The 17,806-nt window shown below is 51.4% G+C and carries 13 protein-coding genes, 6 pseudogenes and 1 other annotated feature; of the genes and pseudogenes, 4 read left to right on the top strand and 15 right to left on the bottom strand.

Translation table 11 applies throughout. From position 1 onward, the window contains the following. Positions 1 to 86: 86 nt before the first annotated feature. Positions 87 to 1,360 (bottom strand): annotated as a pseudogene (locus KWG61_RS08230) (glucose-6-phosphate isomerase). A gap of 154 nt (positions 1,361 to 1,514) precedes the next feature. Between KWG61_RS08230 and KWG61_RS08225 the strand changes: the two are divergent. Both KWG61_RS08225 and KWG61_RS08220 read left to right on the top strand, forming a co-directional pair. Further along, positions 1,515 to 1,985, top strand: coding sequence for a divergent PAP2 family protein (locus KWG61_RS08225; protein WP_230266849.1), 471 nt, complete (start codon positions 1,515 to 1,517; stop codon positions 1,983 to 1,985). 133 nt (positions 1,986 to 2,118) lie between these two features. Next, on the top strand, positions 2,119 to 2,586 hold the full coding sequence (locus KWG61_RS08220) for a NifU family protein (protein ID WP_230266848.1): 468 nt from the start codon (positions 2,119 to 2,121) through the stop codon (positions 2,584 to 2,586). 171 nt (positions 2,587 to 2,757) lie between these two features. Here the strand turns inward: KWG61_RS08220 and KWG61_RS08215 are convergent, their stop codons facing one another. The 5 genes from KWG61_RS08215 to KWG61_RS08195 all read right to left on the bottom strand — a co-directional run bounded on the left by KWG61_RS08215 (position 2,758) and on the right by KWG61_RS08195 (position 6,207). After that, a complete protein-coding gene (locus KWG61_RS08215; RefSeq protein WP_242743415.1) occupies positions 2,758 to 3,120 on the bottom strand; it encodes a hypothetical protein in 363 nt (120 codons plus the stop codon). A gap of 59 nt (positions 3,121 to 3,179) precedes the next feature. Beyond that, positions 3,180 to 3,791, bottom strand: a complete 612-nt coding sequence (locus KWG61_RS08210; protein WP_242743414.1) for a hypothetical protein — start codon at positions 3,789 to 3,791, stop codon at positions 3,180 to 3,182. A 181-nt stretch (positions 3,792 to 3,972) separates the two neighbouring features. Continuing rightward, positions 3,973 to 4,224 (bottom strand): hypothetical protein, encoded by a 252-nt coding sequence (locus tag KWG61_RS08205; protein ID WP_242743413.1) that lies wholly within the window; start codon positions 4,222 to 4,224, stop codon positions 3,973 to 3,975. A 79-nt stretch (positions 4,225 to 4,303) separates the two neighbouring features. Continuing rightward, the gene (locus KWG61_RS08200; protein WP_242743412.1) at positions 4,304 to 4,999 is read right to left on the bottom strand and encodes a hypothetical protein; all 696 of its coding nucleotides are present in this window, start codon (positions 4,997 to 4,999) and stop codon (positions 4,304 to 4,306) included. Positions 5,000 to 5,463: 464 nt separating this feature from the next. After that, positions 5,464 to 6,207, bottom strand: coding sequence for an esterase family protein (locus KWG61_RS08195; protein WP_230266846.1), 744 nt, complete (start codon positions 6,205 to 6,207; stop codon positions 5,464 to 5,466). A gap of 409 nt (positions 6,208 to 6,616) precedes the next feature. Between KWG61_RS08195 and KWG61_RS17350 the strand changes: the two are divergent. Further along, a pseudogene (locus KWG61_RS17350) lies at positions 6,617 to 7,560 on the top strand (GTP-binding protein). Further along, positions 7,496 to 8,392 (top strand): hypothetical protein, encoded by an 897-nt coding sequence (locus tag KWG61_RS17345; protein WP_367614167.1) that lies wholly within the window; start codon positions 7,496 to 7,498, stop codon positions 8,390 to 8,392. The pseudogene KWG61_RS17350 and the gene KWG61_RS17345 overlap by 65 nt, the downstream one beginning before the upstream one ends. A gap of 275 nt (positions 8,393 to 8,667) precedes the next feature. Here KWG61_RS17345 and KWG61_RS08185 read toward each other — a convergent pair whose 3' ends face one another. The 9 genes and pseudogenes from KWG61_RS08185 to KWG61_RS08150 all read right to left on the bottom strand — a co-directional run bounded on the left by KWG61_RS08185 (position 8,668) and on the right by KWG61_RS08150 (position 17,558). Further along, a complete protein-coding gene (locus tag KWG61_RS08185; protein ID WP_230266844.1) occupies positions 8,668 to 9,048 on the bottom strand; it encodes a hypothetical protein in 381 nt (126 codons plus the stop codon). A gap of 269 nt (positions 9,049 to 9,317) precedes the next feature. Continuing rightward, positions 9,318 to 9,509: a rubredoxin gene (rd, locus tag KWG61_RS08180; RefSeq protein ID WP_230266865.1), complete on the bottom strand. Its 192-nt coding sequence runs from the start codon at positions 9,507 to 9,509 to the stop codon at positions 9,318 to 9,320. A gap of 174 nt (positions 9,510 to 9,683) precedes the next feature. Beyond that, positions 9,684 to 9,842, bottom strand: a pseudogene (locus tag KWG61_RS08175) (FAD-binding protein); the annotation flags it as partial. Between the two features lie 194 nt (positions 9,843 to 10,036). Continuing rightward, positions 10,037 to 11,142: pseudogene (locus KWG61_RS17340) on the bottom strand (acyl-CoA dehydrogenase); the annotation flags it as partial. 296 nt (positions 11,143 to 11,438) lie between these two features. Continuing rightward, positions 11,439 to 14,059 (bottom strand): annotated as a pseudogene (locus tag KWG61_RS08165) (valine--tRNA ligase). Between the two features lie 162 nt (positions 14,060 to 14,221). Beyond that, positions 14,222 to 14,434 (bottom strand) — a binding site (T-box leader). A 209-nt stretch (positions 14,435 to 14,643) separates the two neighbouring features. Beyond that, positions 14,644 to 15,393: an ABC transporter ATP-binding protein gene (locus tag KWG61_RS08160; protein ID WP_230266842.1), complete on the bottom strand. Its 750-nt coding sequence runs from the start codon at positions 15,391 to 15,393 to the stop codon at positions 14,644 to 14,646. Next, the gene (locus tag KWG61_RS17335) at positions 15,386 to 15,793 is read right to left on the bottom strand and encodes a hypothetical protein (protein ID WP_367614166.1); all 408 of its coding nucleotides are present in this window, start codon (positions 15,791 to 15,793) and stop codon (positions 15,386 to 15,388) included. The genes KWG61_RS08160 and KWG61_RS17335 overlap by 8 nt, the downstream gene beginning before the upstream one ends. A 43-nt stretch (positions 15,794 to 15,836) precedes the next feature. Next, a complete protein-coding gene (locus KWG61_RS17330) occupies positions 15,837 to 16,256 on the bottom strand; it encodes a hypothetical protein (protein WP_367614165.1) in 420 nt (139 codons plus the stop codon). A 250-nt stretch (positions 16,257 to 16,506) separates the two neighbouring features. Beyond that, positions 16,507 to 17,558: pseudogene (locus KWG61_RS08150) on the bottom strand (ABC transporter substrate-binding protein). Positions 17,559 to 17,806 lie beyond the last annotated feature (248 nt).

Below are 17,806 nucleotides of genomic sequence, written 5' to 3'. Positions count from 1 at the left end.
AAATGAGCGAACTGAAGACAGTCTGCTCATCTCTGGGGAATCAAAACGGGTTTTCGAAATGGAAACGCGCTTGCCTGAACTCTCGACTATTCTTTGCCGAGCAGTTTGAACATGTTCTTCTTGTAGACTTCAACGCCTGGCTGGTTGAACGGGTTGGATCCGTTGAGCAGCGTAGTCATAGCGATGGCCTTGAAGAAGAAGGCGCACATGTTGCCGAAATCGTAAGCGGTCATGCCTGGCATAGTCATGAGAATGTTTGGAACATTTCCGGTCACTTCATGGGCCTGCAGGGTGCCTTTGGCAGCCATCTTGTTGACCCAGTCAATGCTCTTGCCGGCGAGATAGTTCATGTTGTCCAGGTTTTCGTCATCGTGCGGGAAGGTGATGTCGAGGGCTGGCTGATCGACGTACAGGTTCGTTTCAAACAGAACTTTCTTGCCGTCCTGAACGAACTGGCCAAGGGAGTGCAGATCGGTCGAGAAGACAGCGGAATCCGGGAGAATACCCAGACCGTCCTTGCCTTCGGATTCGCCGAAGAGCTGTTTCCACCATTCAGCGACTTTCTGCATCTGCGGTTCGTATTCTACGAAAAGTTCTACATCGTAGCCCATGTTCTGCAGAATGCGGCGGGCAACGGCATACTGGTAAGCCGGGTTCTTGTCGACATCGGCGTCGCCGTATTCTTTCATGCCGTCAGCGAGACCTTTCATCAGATCATCGATGCTGATGCCAGCAACGGCGATTGGAAGCAGACCGACTGGAGTAATTACAGAGAAGCGTCCGCCGATATTATCTGGGATGACAAAGGTTTCGTAGCCTTTTTGTCGGCAAGCGTTTTGAGGGTGCCGCGGGCACGGTCGGTCGTTGCGACAATGCGGTTTTTCGCTTCATCTCCGTATTTTTCGTGCATGAACTGTTCAAGAATACGGAACGCGATGGATGTTTCGGTCGTAGTTCCGGACTTGGAAATAACGTTTACCGTTACGCGTTTGTCCTTGATGTAGTTCATCACCTGAGCAATGTAGGTAGAAGAGAAAGTGTTTCCGGTGTAGATGACTTCTACTTTCTGGTCTTCGGGGTAAAGACCGTTGATCATTTCAATTGCAGCACGCGGGCCGAGATAGCTTCCGCCGATGCCGCAGACAACGAGAACGTCGCTGTTTTTCTGAATGCGCTTTGCGCAGTCTTTGATGCGGGCGAATTCATCGCGGTCATAGTCTTCGAACCAGGTCATCCAGCCGATGAAGTCGTTGCCTTTGCAGGTGCCTTCGACGAGCTGTTTGTCGTACATGGCAACCTGGTCTTTCCAGGCTGAGCAGGCCTCGTTCAGTTTTGCGTGAGACAGATCAAGTTTAATCAAAATTTTTTCCTCCTGACTGACACGGGTAGTATACCATTTTCAAAACAAAGGAAAGCGCCCTCAGCCTGTCGAAGAGCACCTGCGCAAAAAACGTCCGCATTTTTTCAGAGCGGGTACAATAAAAGCGGTTCATGATGAGCCGTGAGGAGAAATTATGCTTCCTTCATCTCTTTTCCCGCTGCTGACCGCGCTGTTTTCCGCCTTTCTCGCGCAGATTCTCAAAATTCCGGTACATTATTTCCGTACTGGTCAATGGGACTGGAGTCAGGCGATTGCGTCCGGCGGATTTCCCTCCTCGCATTCTTCAACCGTGACCGCTCTGTCGATTGCGATTGGCATGCAGGAAGGCTTCAACTCCGCGCTCTTTGCGGTTACCGCAGTATTTTCCCTGATCGTCATGTACGACGCGTGCCATGTTCGCTATTACACGGGCAAGAATATTGAACTGACTCAGGAGCTGATCAAGGATCTTCGCTCTTCAGGCACGCTCTCTTTAAACAGCCCGCTCTATACGCAGAAACTCAAGACGGTTCTTGGTCACAAAATTGTCGAAGTCGTCGGCGGCTTTATTCTCGGTCTGCTCATTCCCTTTCTTATGGCCCCAGTCTTTCTCTGGTCCATGTAGACCCGGCAATTCAGTCACACCGCCCCTTTCGCCCAAATCCATTCAAAGAGTTTTTTGAACCGGAATCCAGTTTGGGATTAAAATCTTTTTATGATCCAATGATTCAGTCTTTTAAGGAAAGGAAGGAACTGTCATGTCCGAAACAAAAGATCTTCAATCCGATGAAAAAGAAGTAAAAACGGAAGCTGCTCCCAAAGCAGCCGAATCCGTTGAAGAAAATACAGAAAACGCGAAGGCAGAAGCCAGTGAAAACGCCAGCGCAGAAGACGCTGCCGCATCGGCTGAGCATAAAGTCGTCAGCGAAGACGACGGCACCTATACAATTCATCCGCTTGCGGAAGGCGAAAAGCTGACCCGCAAACAGCGCAACGTCTGGGAAGAACGCGCCGAAGGCATTGTCGAAAAGATTCGTCCGTACATTCAGATGGACGGCGGCGACGTGCAGCTGCTGGGCATTGACGAAGACGGCATCGCCTACGTCACCTTCCTGGGTGCGTGCGCCGGATGCATGATGGCCGGTGAAGATTTCTCGACGGGAATCCGTCTGCTTCTGCTGGATGAATTCCCGGAACTTAAGGAAGTCGTACTCGTCGGCGCTTAATCGATAAACCCTTTTTCCTTGTGTTCTGCTCGATTTCCCAGTCCCTTTAAAAGTCTGGCCGGTCCATGTGACCGGCTTTTCTTTATCCTTTCCTGCTTCCCGGTTTCAAATTCAAGCGTCCTCCTCGCCAGGATCTGCTCATCGAAACTTGGCAAAACAAAAACCAGACGGTCAGTCTTCCGTCTGGTCTTGTAGTTTCGTATCCCATTGGGCAATGGTTTCGAGCAGGACGTTTGAAGCCAGCGAAGCATCCAGCAGGGCCAGCTGTTCCATCCTCTGCAGAGCACTCGATTCAGGAAAGAAGGCAGCGCGTTTATCGAGCATCTGCCCGGCCAGAACGGAATCCAGAACGATCCATTTCGAAGAAGCGGAAGGATATTCTTCCCCTTCATTTTCGGGATCCTTTCCCGTTTGGATTTCTTCGACTTTTTGCGCGGCATCGATCCAGCCTCTGGGCAGGCGATTTCCGGGATAGCCCTTGACGATCCGCTCAATTTTCGCTGCACTCATATTCGAATGCAGATTCTCGTTCATCCACTTTCCAGAAAGTCCGCCGTGGACCAGCGAAATGATTTCCTGCCTTGCAGAAGGCTTCAGCGATTTGGAAAGGAAGATCTGTGCGATTTCCGGGTTACGAATTTCTTCAACCCATTTTCGTTTTGGATACGGCAGGAGCACACGATCGGCCAGACGAAGCAGACTTCCTTGCTGCTGCAGCGTATCCTGCATTTCCAAAAGGAAACGCCCGCAAGCAGAAGTCTGGCGGTCAGTCGAAGTTCATCGAGTTCAAGCGGCAGATCGAGCAGCCGCTTTTTCTCTTTCCGACTCAGGCGATCAAAGGTTTCCGGATCCAGAAACGACACAGCAGGCCCTTCGGTCTGCATGCCTTTATCCGATAAGAACAGAAGGTTTTGCGGATCAGCTGTCCCGGCGGCGCGATCGCTGTCGTTTCCATCTTTGGTAATTGTCTGGATCTGACGAAGCTGTTTTTCCTGTTCATCCGTCAGGACCGAAAGCGGAAGGTAGGCATTTTCCAGAAGAAGATGACGGCGAATGCCTTTTAATACGGAAGGACAGGCGTAAATCCGACAGAGCGGACGTATTTTACTGATCTTTGAAATCCAGTCGCCAAGCTGATCGTATTCCATATGGATCGAACGCTCGTTTTCGATCTCTCTGAAAACATCTGGATCGCCCAGACGCATAGAAAAATTCAATGCGTCATAAAGCCAGTACCCGTACAGACCGTTTTCTTCTTCAATCAGAAGCAGACTTTTCCGCGGCGGGTTTGAAAGCGAAGCCGCGCTCCATTCGGTTAGGACCGTTCGGACACGGGTTTTCAGATCGTTTTGAAACGCGTCCTGTTCAAAATAGGAAGCCAGACATTCAGCCCGTTTGGGAAGAGCACCATCGAGAATCGTTTTCTCCAGTTTTTGAATACCTGTCAGTACCCGGCTTTCGGTTTTTCAGAGCCTGTTCATCCAGAGACTGATTTTTCCGGTCCTGCTCTTCCATCAGCTTTCCGTACTGGGCTTCGATTTTGGCGGGATTCAGCGTCGACAGACTTTCATAGGGCATCTGCTTGCCGGCAAGTTCAACGAGCGCTTCAAGTGTTCCAGGCTGCAGGCCCTTTTTCATCCAGCGCTCGAGAAGTGACCCTTTTTCCATTGCGGCTGCAACGCAAAAGCACCGCGAATTGAGCCCGAAGCGTTTTTCGTCAGCGGAATCGCTCGAAAGCGTACCTGCAGCAAGGGATTCTCCCGATCTGTCGCTTTCCTTTTGGGAGTCGCTTTCTTTTTCCCCGCCTTTTGACGGGGCGGGCTTTGGATGACTTATCCTGTGCCATATGGGAGCCGTTATTTTGTGCGAGCAGCTTCGCATACACATCTTCAACATCCAGAAGATGCCAGGACGGATCGATCTGTACGTGCAGGCGAAGCTTTTCGTTTTGCGCCTGCAAGGACTTCAGGCTCTCCTCACTCCAGCGCGAAGCAGGCTCATTCGATTCAAGTAAAGCGTCTGGATCCTCTTTCTGGACATTCGGTCTGGTTTCGAGAAAAAGGACAGAGCCGAGCAGCGCAGCCGTTTTGAGCGCTCTCGAATTTTCCTCATCCATCGAGACGGCCTGGCCATCGAGCTGGTATTTGCGCATCCACGACTGAACGTGGCTAGAGCGAATCTGCTTTTCGTCGCTGAACACTTCAAACTGCGCCTGCGGCCAGTGCGTTTTCAGTGCCTGCGCGGCTTCTTTTAACGCCTCATCCATGGCCAGCGCACCTTTTCGTCCGCACTTCGCTGCGAAGACAAACAGGGAGGGAAGGTTTCGAACCGCCTGCACATATTCCATTAAATACGGAATAGAGGCATCGTCTGCTTCCTGCAAGGAAAGCGAGTCCAGACGCTGACCGCGCACTTTTTCGCCGCAGCAGTCTGCAGACGGGCATACAGATCCTTTTTCTTCCTGCCGGCCAGGCCATCAGACAGATCGTCTGCATCTGCTCGTCTTTAACGGCGGACATCCAGACCAGAATCTTCTCTTTTGTCAGTGCCATTTTGCTCTCCCCTTTCGGCAGTCGAAAAATATACGGACTGCACGTTTTTCATTGTAAGATTTTCCTGCGCGTACAAACAAGGCCAATTGTCCGGTCGACAGTCTGATCTGTATGCATTTTTCATCCTCTATCGGGCATCGTCTTTGGCAAATCTTCCGAAATTCGCCTTTAAAAAGGGCTATACTTATGTTGTCCGGGTAACTGGACTACCTCCTTTCTTTTAATATTTATCCGCTCCTTTTATCATATCTGGCGGAGGAAAATCATCAGATTTTCCAAGTAAAAAGGCACTGAGACGTCCAGTGCCTTTTTTTCGTATCGATGTTCAGACAAGCTGCGGCAGATATTCGAGAATCTGCTTTTCCCAGCTTGGCCAGTCGTGCGGCGTATCCGTACCCCAGAAATAGCAGGACGTGCAGATGCCTTTCTGATACAGAACATCTGCCAGACGGCGCAGATCGTTGGCGGTCTGGCTTTCCCAGTCGCCCTGTCCCACGACCAGGAAGCCTTTGTTCTGGTTGTACAGATCAATATACGGATGCGAAGCTTCCATATTGGGCATATAGGCTAACGGGCTGTTCTGATAAAAGTTGCCGTCAAAGTTATTATCGTGAATATAGCAGGAAAGATCGTAGACACCGCTCATGGCGAGAAGCTTATTGAACTTCTGCGGGAAGCGGAAGAAGAGGTTGGCTGCATGCGTTCCGCCCAGCGAGCAGCCCATGACCATCATCGGCTCATCCGGATCCTTGCCGGCTTTTTCATGAACGGAAGGCAGCAGTTCGTTCACGATGTAGTTGATCCAGCTTTCCTGCATATACATGCGGTGATCGCTGGGACCGTAGTCCGACCAGGTTTCTTTATCGATCGTATCGATCGTCACAAACTGGACTCTTCCCTCGTCCATGAACGGTTTCATCAGCTCAAACATCTTGCGGTCTTCCCATTCATAGAAGCGGCCGTCCTGACACGGAATGATCAGGCAGAGAATGCCCGAATCTCCGTACATCTTAAATTCCATATCCCGATCGAGATAACGGGAGTAATCCTTAAAGTATCTTATCTCCATAAAACACCATCCTGTTTCCAGAAGCCGTCCTTCTTCCCTTTCTATCGACATTTCTCTTTTCTGTCGATATCTCTTTTATCGACCTGCCTGTCATTTTTTATTGGCGTATCCGACTTTTCCATCGACTGGTAAATCGCCCGAACCGAGCGAAAAAGACGAAGAGGCAAAATAAGCGTTATACAGACGGCTAAAATGTTATTGAACTTTTTCATTATCTCATTTTTGGCTAAGACTGCACCCTTCCCTTTTAAAAAGTGGATCCCCTTACAAAATGGAGTGAAAAAGGCTTCCGGGAGTGCGAATTGAAATCCTCTATGGCCCGGACTATAATTCTTTTGATTTTTACGGCCAATCTGACTGATCGCCGCATGAAATCATACGTTTATCCTGAAAATGGAAAGAGGACCGAATGTCAGATCAAGAAAAAATTATTAATATTGCGGTCATTGCCCACGTCGACGCCGGCAAGAGCACCCTGGTGGATGCCTTCCTTCGTCAGAGCGATGTCTTCCGCGATAATGAAGAAGTTGTAGATTGTGTCATGGATTCCAACGCTCTGGAACGGGAGCGCGGAATCACCATTTATTCAAAAACTGTTCCGTTATTCACAACGGCGTCAAAATCAATATTGTCGATACACCGGGTCACGCGGATTTCTCCAGTGAAGTGGAGCGCATCATGGGAACGGTCGATACCGTTATTCTGCTGGTTGACGCTTCGGAAGGCCCGATGCCACAGACACGGTTTGTCCTTTCCAAAGCGCTTGAAGTCGGCCTGAAGCCGATTCTTCTGATCAATAAAATTGATAAGAAAGACCAGCGCGCCGAAGAAGTTGTGGATGAAGTGTACGACCTGTTTATCGATCTCAACGCGACTGACGAACAGCTTGACTTCCCGATTCTTTACGGCGTCGCCCGTGAAGGACGCGTTTCCCGCTCTTTAACGGAGCCTTCGGAAAATATCGAACCGCTGTTTGAAACCATTCTCGAACATACGCCGGTTTATCCGGACCGCGACGAGGAACCGGCTCAGATGCAGATTTCCGCTCTGGCCTATGATGACTATATCGGCCGTCTGGGCATCGGACGCATTACCCGCGGTACCCTCAAAAAGGCGGCAGCTATATTCGCACCAACCAGAACGGTCTGGAAGAAAAGGAAACGATTTCCAATCTCTTTGTTTACAAGGGACTTTCCCGTACTCCGGTCAACGAAGCCCATTCCGGCGATATCGTCGTTGTTTCCGGCATGCCGGACGTTTCCATCGGCGATACGCTCTGCGATCCCGAATGCATCGAAGCTCTCCCCACATTCCAATCGAAGAACCGACGCTTTCGATGAACTTCCACGTTAACAAGTCCCCGTTTGCGGGCCGTTCCGGAAAATACGTAACCAGCCGTAACATTAAGGAACGTCTGGAAAAGGAACTCGAAGTCAACGTCGGTCTGGAAGTAGAACCGACCGAAAGTGCCGACTGCTTCAAAGTCAGCGGACGAGGCGAACTTCACATTTCCATCCTGATTGAAAACATGCGCCGTGAAGGCTATGAACTTGCGGTTTCCAAGCCGGAAGTCATTCTCCACCGCGATGAAAACGGCCAGAAGGTGGAACCGGTCGAAGAAGTTGTCTGCATCGCGCCGTCGGAATATTCCGGCACCATCATCTCCAAGCTCAACCTGCGCAAGGGCACGATGGTAAACATGGACGAAGAAAACGGCTATGTGCGCCTGACGTACAATGCGCCGACCCGCGGTCTGCTTGGTTTCCGCACCGAGTTCATCAACGATACGCATGGCGAAGGTACCCTGCTTCGCCGCATTTCGGGCTATATCCCGTATGCGGGCGAAATTCCGCAGCGCATGCTTGGCGCCATGATTTCTACCGATACCGGTACAGCCATGACGTATGCCCTCTGGAACCTGCAGGAACGCGGTTCCCTGTTCATCTCCCCGCAGACCGAAGTATACGAAGGCATGATCATCGGTGAATCGTCCAGAAACATCGATATGGACGTCAACCCGCTCAAAAACAAGAAGCTGACCGCCATCCGTTCTTCCGGACGCGATGAAGCCATGCTTCTGACTCCGCCCAGAGTGTTCTCCCTTGAAGAAGCGCTCGAGTGGATCAACGATGACGAGCTCGTCGAAGTGACTCCAGATGCGATCCGTCTGCGCAAAAAGGACTGACCGCACAGGATCGCCGGAACCTGTATCGCGAAAAGATGTCCGCACAGGCCAAAGAAAACGACTGATCGCAAACCGTTTTTCAATTTTGAATGATTCGCACAATCTTCACGCAGAATCCAGATTCGTCTGAATTCTGCGTTTTTCTTTGGGCGAAAGTTCCGGTATTCGATTTGGATCGAGCAGACAGGCCAAAAGAAAACGCACAGTTTCGAGACTGTGCGCTTTATTCTTTCGTATTGGGCTTACGTATTGGACTGTGCTTATTCGGGGCTGGCTTATTCAGGAACTTTGCATTCCGCAGTCATCTTGGAAAAATCCGCCGTCTTTGGGTCTGCAGGTTCGGTCAGTTCAGCTTTGGAATCTTCTTCTTCTCTGGTAAGAAGATAGTCTCTGGCATTGATCGTCTCCGGTCCCCAGATCACGTAAAAATCTGGGGAGTGCTGCTGAATGGATTCCAGAACGAGACTGATTTCCTTCCAGGCCGGATGATCGACGGGCCAGTTGAAGACTTCTGTAATCATTGTCTCTTCCATCTCAAACAGCGTGCGCTTGATCGAGGCGATCGTTTCGTCTTTCAAATGATAAAACTGCTGAAAAAACTGAACGGCGTTCAGGCCGGGTTCGATTTTGGCGGCATCAAGAACAAAAGATTTCATATCGATATTTTAACATTGCCTGGGCCGACAAAGGCGGACGATGATATTTCCTTTTGAGAGCCTGACGTTCAAATGGATCCAGCTGGATGTTCGATTGGTGAAGATCTGTCGATTTTCTCTTTCCCAGTCCGCAGAAAAACCTCCCTTTGCAGCATGAAGCAAGCGAAGAGGAGGTTTGCGTTCGTTAAACCGAACATCCAATTCACGTATGTCTCGATTTCCCCTTTTACTCAGGAAAACAGATCGAGAGAGCGTTCTGGTTTGTCGGATCAGGAAATTTTTACGAAGTCCGATTTGGCCGCGCCGCAGTACGGGCAGGACCAGTCTTCTGGAATATCTTCAAAGGCTGTGCCAGGGGCAATCCCGCTTTCCGGATCGCCGACGGTCGGATCGTAAACGTATCCGCAAAGGGTGCACTGGTAAACGTCGAGCTTCTTTTCCGGCTTTTCTTCTTCGCCCAGCTCTTTTTCGAGCAGCGGAAGAATGACGTTCATATCGCCTACGATGCCGTAATCCGCGTTTTTGAAAATCGGCGCGTTTGGATCGGTGTTGATCGCGACAACCATACCGGCTTTTTCGATGCCTTTCAAATGCTGCTTGGCACCGGAGATGCCCGCTGCGATATACAGTTTTGCCTGATTGGCCTTCTGACCGGACAGTCCAACAAAGCGATCCATGCTGGTGAAGTGATGGACTTCAGCTGCCGGGCGGCTGGAGGCAATCGCCAGGCCGAGATTTCTGGCCACATCGATGGCCGCATCCGCGTGTTCTTTCGTTTTCGCGCCCTGACCGATGGCGAGAATTTTCTGTGCATGATCGATCGGCGTATTGAGATCTTCCCGGTTTTTGAAATCGAAGGAAGATTTCAGAATGGTCGCCAGTTTGCGGGCGTTGGCGGCATCGCTCAGTTCATCGATGATGACGCCTTTACGGCCTTCCGGCTGTTTTGGCGCATCCGCTTTCGGTTTTCCAGCGTCTTTTTCTTCAGACGGCCGAGAATGCCGGAGGCAATAACAACACGCTGAATTTCGTTGGTACCTTCGTAAATCTGAGTGATCTTGGCGTCGCGATAGCGGCGTTCGACACCCATGCCTTTCATGTAGCCGCTGCCGCCGAAAATCTGCAGCGCATCATCGCACACTTTAACCGCCATATCCGAGGCGAAAAGTTTCGCCATGGCAGCTGCTGTGGAATACGGTTCGTGTTTCTGTTTCAGTTCAGCGGCCCTATAGACGAGCAGGCGGGCGGCTTCGATCTGGGTCGCCATATCCGCAAGTTTGAAGGAAATGCCCTGGTTTACCGCGATTGGCGCGCCAAACTGTTCGCGCTCTTTGGCATACGTGAGCGCGTCTTCATAGGCGCCCTGCGCAATGCCGAGAGCCTGCGCGGCGATGCCGATGCGGCCGCCATCGAGGGTAGCCATCGCAATTTTGAAGCCCTGGCCTTCAAGACCAAGCAGGTTTTCTTCCGGCACTTTGACATCCCTGAAGTTCAGTTCCGCAGTGCAGGAAGAGCGGATGCCCATCTTGTTATAGTGCGGGGAGCAGGTGAAGCCTTCCATTCCCTTTTCGACGATAAAGGCGCTGATGCCGCGCGTTCCTTTGGACGGATCGGTCGAGGCGAATACGACGTACGTATCGGCTTCCGGAGCGTTCGTGATGAAAATCTTATGTCCGTTTAACAAATAATATCCGTCTTTTTGACAGCGGTCGTTTCGGTTCCGCCGGCATCCGATCCGGCGTTTTCTTCGGTCAGACCAAACGCGCCGAGCTTCTCGCCCGAAGCCAGCGGCTTGAGGTATTTTTCTTTCTGTTCAGGCGTACCGAATTCCGCGATCGGCCAGGTGCCCAGAGACGTATGAGCGGACAGAATAACGCCGATTCCGCCATCGAGGCGGGAGAGTTCTTCCACCGCGATCGCATAGGACAGCGCGTCCAGTCCGGCGCCGCCCATTTCCTTTTCGTATGGAATGCCCATCAGGCCGGCGTCTTTCATCTGGCCGACAAAGGCTTTTGGAAATTCATTATTTTCGTCGAGCTGCATGGCGATCGACGGAATGGATTTTTCGCCAAGCGCACGAACTTTCTGGCGCATCGCTTCATGTTCTGCATCAAGCGTGTACATAGCAGTTTCCTCCTTATAGATGTGGGGACTTTCCCCAATTCGAAAGTCCCATTAAAAATGCTGAATACGCTTTCAGTATAAATTGAAAACGGCGCAGAGGAACACCCACTTTTTGGACAGGACAAGAATATATACGATTTGCGCACTTTATCATCTTCTTCAATAGATTCAGCGAAAAAAGATCTTCCCGTTCGGCCGCACCTGGGCTGGGGAAGATCTTTGATTTTTGATTTTATTTTGCGGTGCTGAAAATGAGAACCGGCAGACTACGCCGCTTTTTTGGCCTGCAGATCAGCAAGTGTTTTGCGGGCCTGTTCGAGGGAGGAGCGGTTCTTTTCGAGTTTTTCCTTTTCCTGGTCAATCTTGGCCTGCGGTGCCTTGTTGACAAATCCTGGATTGGAAAGCATCTTTTCGCCGCGCGCTACTTCTTTTCAAGACGGGCGACTTCTTTTTCCGCTTTGGCCATTTCGGCTTCGACATCGATCAGACCGGCCATCGGCGTACGGAGCAGAGCGCCGTCCACTTCGCGGACGAGCGTATCGTCGCCGGCTTCTACCGGGGTGAGGGTGACTTTCGCCATGCCTTCGAGCAGAGCCGTTCCTTCGTTGCTGAGCGGATAGCGGTCTCCATCGCTCGTTACGACATCGATAGCAATGACTTCGCGCGGTTTCATTCCGTACTGCGTCTTGATTTCACGAACGGCTTCAATCGACGACAGGATCAGATTCATGTCGCGAACCGTTTTCTCATCGGAGTAGAATTCGACTTTTTGGGCCAGGATTCTTCGTTGATGCTGTCCTTGCCAAGTTCGAGTGCCTGATAAATGTGATCGGTCACAAACGGCATCATCGGAGAAAGCAGAATCAGAATGGCGCGCAGAACGTAAACGAGAATGGCGACGGTGTTTTCACGCGTCTGCGGATTTTCGGAGTTGAGCGCTGCCTTGGAGAGTTCGATGTACCAGGAGCAGAAATCGTTCCAGACAAAGTTATAGAGCGCATTGCCGGCCAGACCCATTTCGTAGCGGTCGAGATTGCGTTCGACATTGTCGATCGTTTCGTTCAGGCGGGCCAGAATCCACTGATCGGCTTCGGAAAGCTTTTGAAATCCGGATCGGCTGCCGGTTTTCCGTCCATCTGCATCTGTACGTAGCGGGACGCGTTCCAGATTTTGTTAATGAAGTTCCAGGCCTTGTCGATCTTGGCTTCATCGAAACGGGTATCGAGACCGGGAGCGGAGTTGGTGGACAAAAAGAAGCGAAGGGCGTCGGCGCCTTTGGCGTCGATGACATCGATCGGGTCGATGCCGTTGCCTAAGGACTTGGACATCTTGCGGCCCTGCGCATCGCGGATCAGACCGTGAATGAGAACGTCCTTGAACGGACGGTTGTTCGTCATATGACGCGCCTGGAAGGCCATGCGTGCGACCCAGAAGAAGATGATGTCATAGCCGGTAACGAGCAGATCGGTCGGATAGTAGCGCTTGAAATCTTCGGTAATATCCGGCCAGCCCAGCGTGGAGAACGGCCAGAGGGCGGAAGAGAACCAGGTATCGAGAACGTCTTCGTCCTGCGTCCAGTTTTCCGGATCCGCCGGCGCTTCTTCGCCGACATAAATTTCACCGGTTTCCTTATTAAACCAGGCCGGGATGCGGTGACCCCACCAGAGCTGACGGGAAATGCACCAGTCTTCAATGTTTTCAAGCCACTGCGTAAAGGTGTGTTCAAAACGCGATGGGATGAAGCTGATTTTTCATCCGTTTTCTGTGCGTCAAGAACCGCCTGCGCCAGCGGCTTCATCTTTACGAACCACTGTTTTGACAGATACGGTTCGGCGATGACGCCAGTACGTTCGGAATGGCCGACCTGATGCGGATGGTCTTCGATATGATCGACAACACCGGCGGCTTCGAAATCCCTGAGCAGCGCTTCGCGGCATTCGAAACGGTCCATGCCTTCGTATTTATGCGCCAGTTCGTTCATCGTGCCGTCCGGATTCATGCAGATCGGCATTTTCAGACCGTATTTCTTCGCAAGAGCAAAGTCGTTGGGGTCGTGAGCCGGCGTACATTTCATGACGGCTGTACCGAAATCCATATCGATATAGTCGTCGGCCATGATCGGCAGCGCTTCGCCGTTGGCCGGGTTGATCGCGTGCAGACCTACGAGATCGGAATAGCGCTTGTCATCCGGGTGAACGAAAATCGCCTGGTCGGCAAACATCGTTTCCGGACGGGTCGTCGCGATAATGAGTTCTTTTCCGGTTTCCTGCACGGTGTACTTGAAGTAGTACATCTTGCCTGGAATTTCCTTATGGATAACTTCAATATTGGAGAGCGCGGTCATCGCCTGCGGGTCCCAGTTGATGATGCGTTCGCCCTGATAAATCAGGCCTTCGTTGTACAGCTGTACAAACACTTTGTTTACGGCTTTGTTCAGACCTTCATCGAGGGTAAAGCGTTCGCGGCTGTAGTCGAGGGAAAGACCCATCTGCGCCCACTGCTGACGAATAAAGGAAGCGTATTCTTCTTTCCACTCCCATGCGCGCTCTAAAAAGCCTTCCCGACCGAGATCATAGCGGCTGATGCCTTCGCTCTGCAGGCGGGCGTCGATTTTCGCCTGCGTGGCGATACCGGCATGGTCCATACCCGGCAGATACAGTACATCGTAGCCTTTCAGACGTTTATAGCGCGCCGCGGTATCCTGCAGCGTGTTGTCCCACGCGTGACCGAGATGCAGCTTGCCGGTTACGTTTGGGGGCGGAATCACAATCGTATACGGGATTTTGGATGCGTCACCCGCTGTGAAATACCCTTTTTCGATCCATTTCGAATAGGTTTCGGGCGTTTCTACCAGCTTGTGATCGTATTTCTTGGAAAGTTCTTTCATCGCTCAAGCTCCTTTTCTATTCCTTGCTGAATTTTTTATTTTACGGATCTCTCCAGGCGGATCACACGATCCGGCCGCGGGTTTGCGGCACTGTCTCCTGCACCGCAAATGAATCCGGAGTAAAACCGAATGCAAAAACAAAAAACGCGGGGCTTTCTTCCTGTTCAGGACGAGAAAACCCCGCGGTACCACCTTCATTGTCTTTTCGTATCGAAAGACCGCTCAGCCTAACGCGGCGAAAACGTCAGCTCCTACTGTACAGTTCAGAGCCGCTGCTCCCAGACTACCTTCCCTGCTGCTTCTGGCTTTCTTTCACCAACCGAAAGCTCTCTGCATGTCCCGCGAGCAGGTACTCCTTCTGTTCTTTGCATTTAATAAGTAGTGTAAACATTTCAATCGGAAACACAAGCCGAAATCCCCAGAGCTATACAAATCTTCTTTCAATTTTCGTCGGGTTTCGAATGCTTTCGATCCGCAGTCATTTAAAACGGACAGCCATCCAGAAAGGAGAGGCTGTCCGTTTAAGAACAAATATACTGCAGATCGTACCCGTACAAGATGGAAAAATGAACCCAGGCGAAGCCTTAAATATCGTAAAGGTGAATCAGATCTTCGAGGGTCAGGCGCGCCTTTTCTTCTCCGGAAAAGTCATGCTTAATTTTGCCGTCCTGGAAAATCAGCAGACGGTTTCCGTTTTCAAGCGCGTCGCGCAGGTTATGGGTGATCATCAGCGCGGTAATGTGATCGCGTTCGATAATGTCGTTGGTAATCTTGAGAATCTTTTTGGCGCTGACGGGGTCCAGCGCGGCGGTGTGTTCGTCGAGCAGAAGCAGCTTTGGCGGATGGGCAACGGCCATCATCAGAGAAACCGCCTGGCGCTGACCGCCGGAAAGCAGGCCGATCGGTGTTTTCAGACGATCTTCAAGACCCATGTCGAGCTGGCCGAGAAGAGACTTGAACTCGGCTTCCTGCTTTTTGCCGACCGCGATCGCAAACGGATTACGGCCTGAGGAAATGGCCAGACCCATGTTTTCTTCCACCGTCAGATGCGGTGCCGTTCCCTGCTTCGGATCCTGAAAGAGACGGCCGATGCTGCGGGAGCGAACGTATTCCGGTTCGTTCGTCAGATCTTTTCCGTCGAGCAGAATTTTTCCGGTTTTCGCCGGCGCATTGCCGCTGATCACATTGAAGAATGTCGACTTTCCGGCCCCGTTGCTGCCCAGAATCGTGACGAATTCGCCGGGATGAATGGTGACGCTCACGTGATCGAGCGCTTTCTTTTCCAGTGTAGTTCCTTCGTTAAACAGAACCGAAACGTCCTGAAGTTCAAGCATTTTTCTTCCGTCCTTTCATGTATTTCTGGATCGCTGGAATCGAGATCGTCAGAGCAACCAGAATCGAGGAAACGAGGTTCATGTCGCTGGCCGCAAAGCCAAGACGCAGCGCAATCGTGTAAAGAATTCGGTACAGAATGGCGCCGATCGCCGAAGCGATCAGACCCATAGTGACGTTTTTCGGACGGAAAATGGCTTCGCCGATGATGATGCCGGCCAGACCGAGAACGAGCATGCCGGTACCGCCGGAAATGTCTGCGAAGTTCTGGAACTGCGCGAGCACGGCGCCGGAAAGACCGACGAGTGCGTTGGACAGCCCGAGACCGAGAAATTTCATACGGGAGGTGTTGATCGAGGACGAGCGGACCATCTGTTCGTTGTCGCCGCTGGCGCGAAGCATAAGACCCAGGTTGGTTTTAAAGAAAAAGCCAGAAGGACGATGATCAGAACGACAACCGCAAGCAGAACATAAAGTCTTGTCGACGGGTTGGAAAGAGCGTCTGCGCCGGTTTGCCGCCGGAAAACAGGTTGACGGTCGGCGAGCCGTTCATAATGCGCAGGTTGATCGAATACAGCCCGGTCATTGTCAGAATGCCGGCCAGAAGGGGCTGGATTTTCATTTTGGTCATCAGAAATGCGGTGACGCATCCGCAGAGGGCGCCGGCGATCAGGGCGCCAAATAGACCGAGGACTGGATGGCCCGCGAGCGTCATCATGGCGCAGACGGCAGCTCCGGTTACAAACGAACCGTCTACCGTAAGGTCCGGGTTGTCCATGATGTTGACGGTGATGTATTCACCAAGCGAGAGAATGGCGAAGATCAGACCGAGCTGGACGGCATTGAGAATAAGATCTGCAGTCATAGGTTCCTTTCTTTACAGACTGAACCGCCCGGATTCGGGCGGTCAGCAGATTTCCTGAATTTCTATGTATTTCTATTTCTGTGTACTTCTATTAGACGTGCCTTTTGAGACAAATGATTTTCCTGTTCGAGACAGCTTACGAGCGTGTCGTCTGGAATGTTAAGACGCTTTGCCGCGAGTATGACTTCTTTTTATTCGAAGGAAGTGACCATTTTCAGATTTTCCTTGCCGGAAAGATCTTCGGGGAGGGCTACTTTGGTTTTCCGTTTTCGGAAAGCTTATTGAGGAGTTCTTCGTTAACGTAAATGTTCAGATTGTCCTTGAACACTTTGACCGGCATGTCGGCTGGAGATTTTCCGTTGAGAACATCGATCGTCATACGCGCGGTTTCTCTTCCAAGTTCTTCATAGTCGATCCCGACCGTCGCAAAGCCGCCGGTCTGTACCATGGAATCCGCGCCGACATAGTAAGGAATGCCGGCATCGGCAGCAACCTGTCCAAGAGACGCCATTCCGGTTGCAACCGTGTTGTCGTTGGGCGAGAACATGGCGTCGACAGAAGAAGCGAGTTCGACGGCTGCCTGCTGCATCGTCGTATTGTCGGTTCCAGTACGTTCAACCACTTCGAGTCCTTTTTCCTGGCGTAATCCTTGAAGCGCTTCACATTGGATACGGAGTTGGCTTCGCCGGTATTGTAGAGAACGCCGACTTTATGAATCTCCGGGGAAAGCTCAAGTATCAGATCGACGATCTGTTCAACCTGTACTTCGTCGCTTGTACCAGTAATGTTTCCGCCTGGTTTTTCGAGGGATTCGACAAGGCCTGCGCCGACGGGATCGGAGACCGCGGAGAAGACGACTGGAATTTCGGTGGAGTAGTTCTGGGCACTCATGGCCGTCGGTGTAGCGATGGCTACGATGACTTCGGAACCGTCGGCTTTGTAGCTCGACATGATGGAATCCAGACTGGATGTCTTTCCGGCCGCGTTCTGGTAGTTGATGGAGACATTTTCGCCATCGGTGTAGCCTTCGTCTTCAAGCTCATCGAGGAAGGCCTCCCGAATCGTATTGAGAGAGGGGTGATCGACCAGCTGCGCCAGTCCGATCTGATAGCTTTCGTTTGAAGCAGCGGCTGTACTGGAGCCTTTGGCACTGCTGGACGCGCTGTTTGGGGAAGAGGAGCAGCCTGCAAAAGCAGGGACGCCGCGAGGGCAGCACTCGCAAATTTCGCTGTTGTTGTTCGTTTCATCTGTATTTCCTCCTGATTGACTGGATTCGACAATCGGACTTCCCGTATTAAACAAAAGTCCTGTTCCAAAAGAGTTTTCCTCTTTCGAACCAGGACAGAATAATTTTCTGCGGTACCACCTGTATTGGCTGACGCCCTCTCATCGAATGCGAACACATTCTACTTTCTGTAACGGGAAAGGCCCGGCTTTGCTACTGAATTCACATCGCCCTTGGAAGTCCATTTGCAGAACGGTAATTCTCCGGCTTGCACCCTCCCGGATTCGCTTTAATCCCTTTTTCTGTTTGATCTCTTCCGCATCGG

Origin of the sequence: Allobaculum sp. Allo2 (assembly GCF_022701175.1) — a bacterium.
GTDB classification, from domain to species: Bacteria; Bacillota_I; Bacilli_A; order Erysipelotrichales; family Erysipelotrichaceae; genus Allobaculum; species Allobaculum fili.
This window is presented reverse-complemented; position numbering and strand designations above follow the sequence as displayed.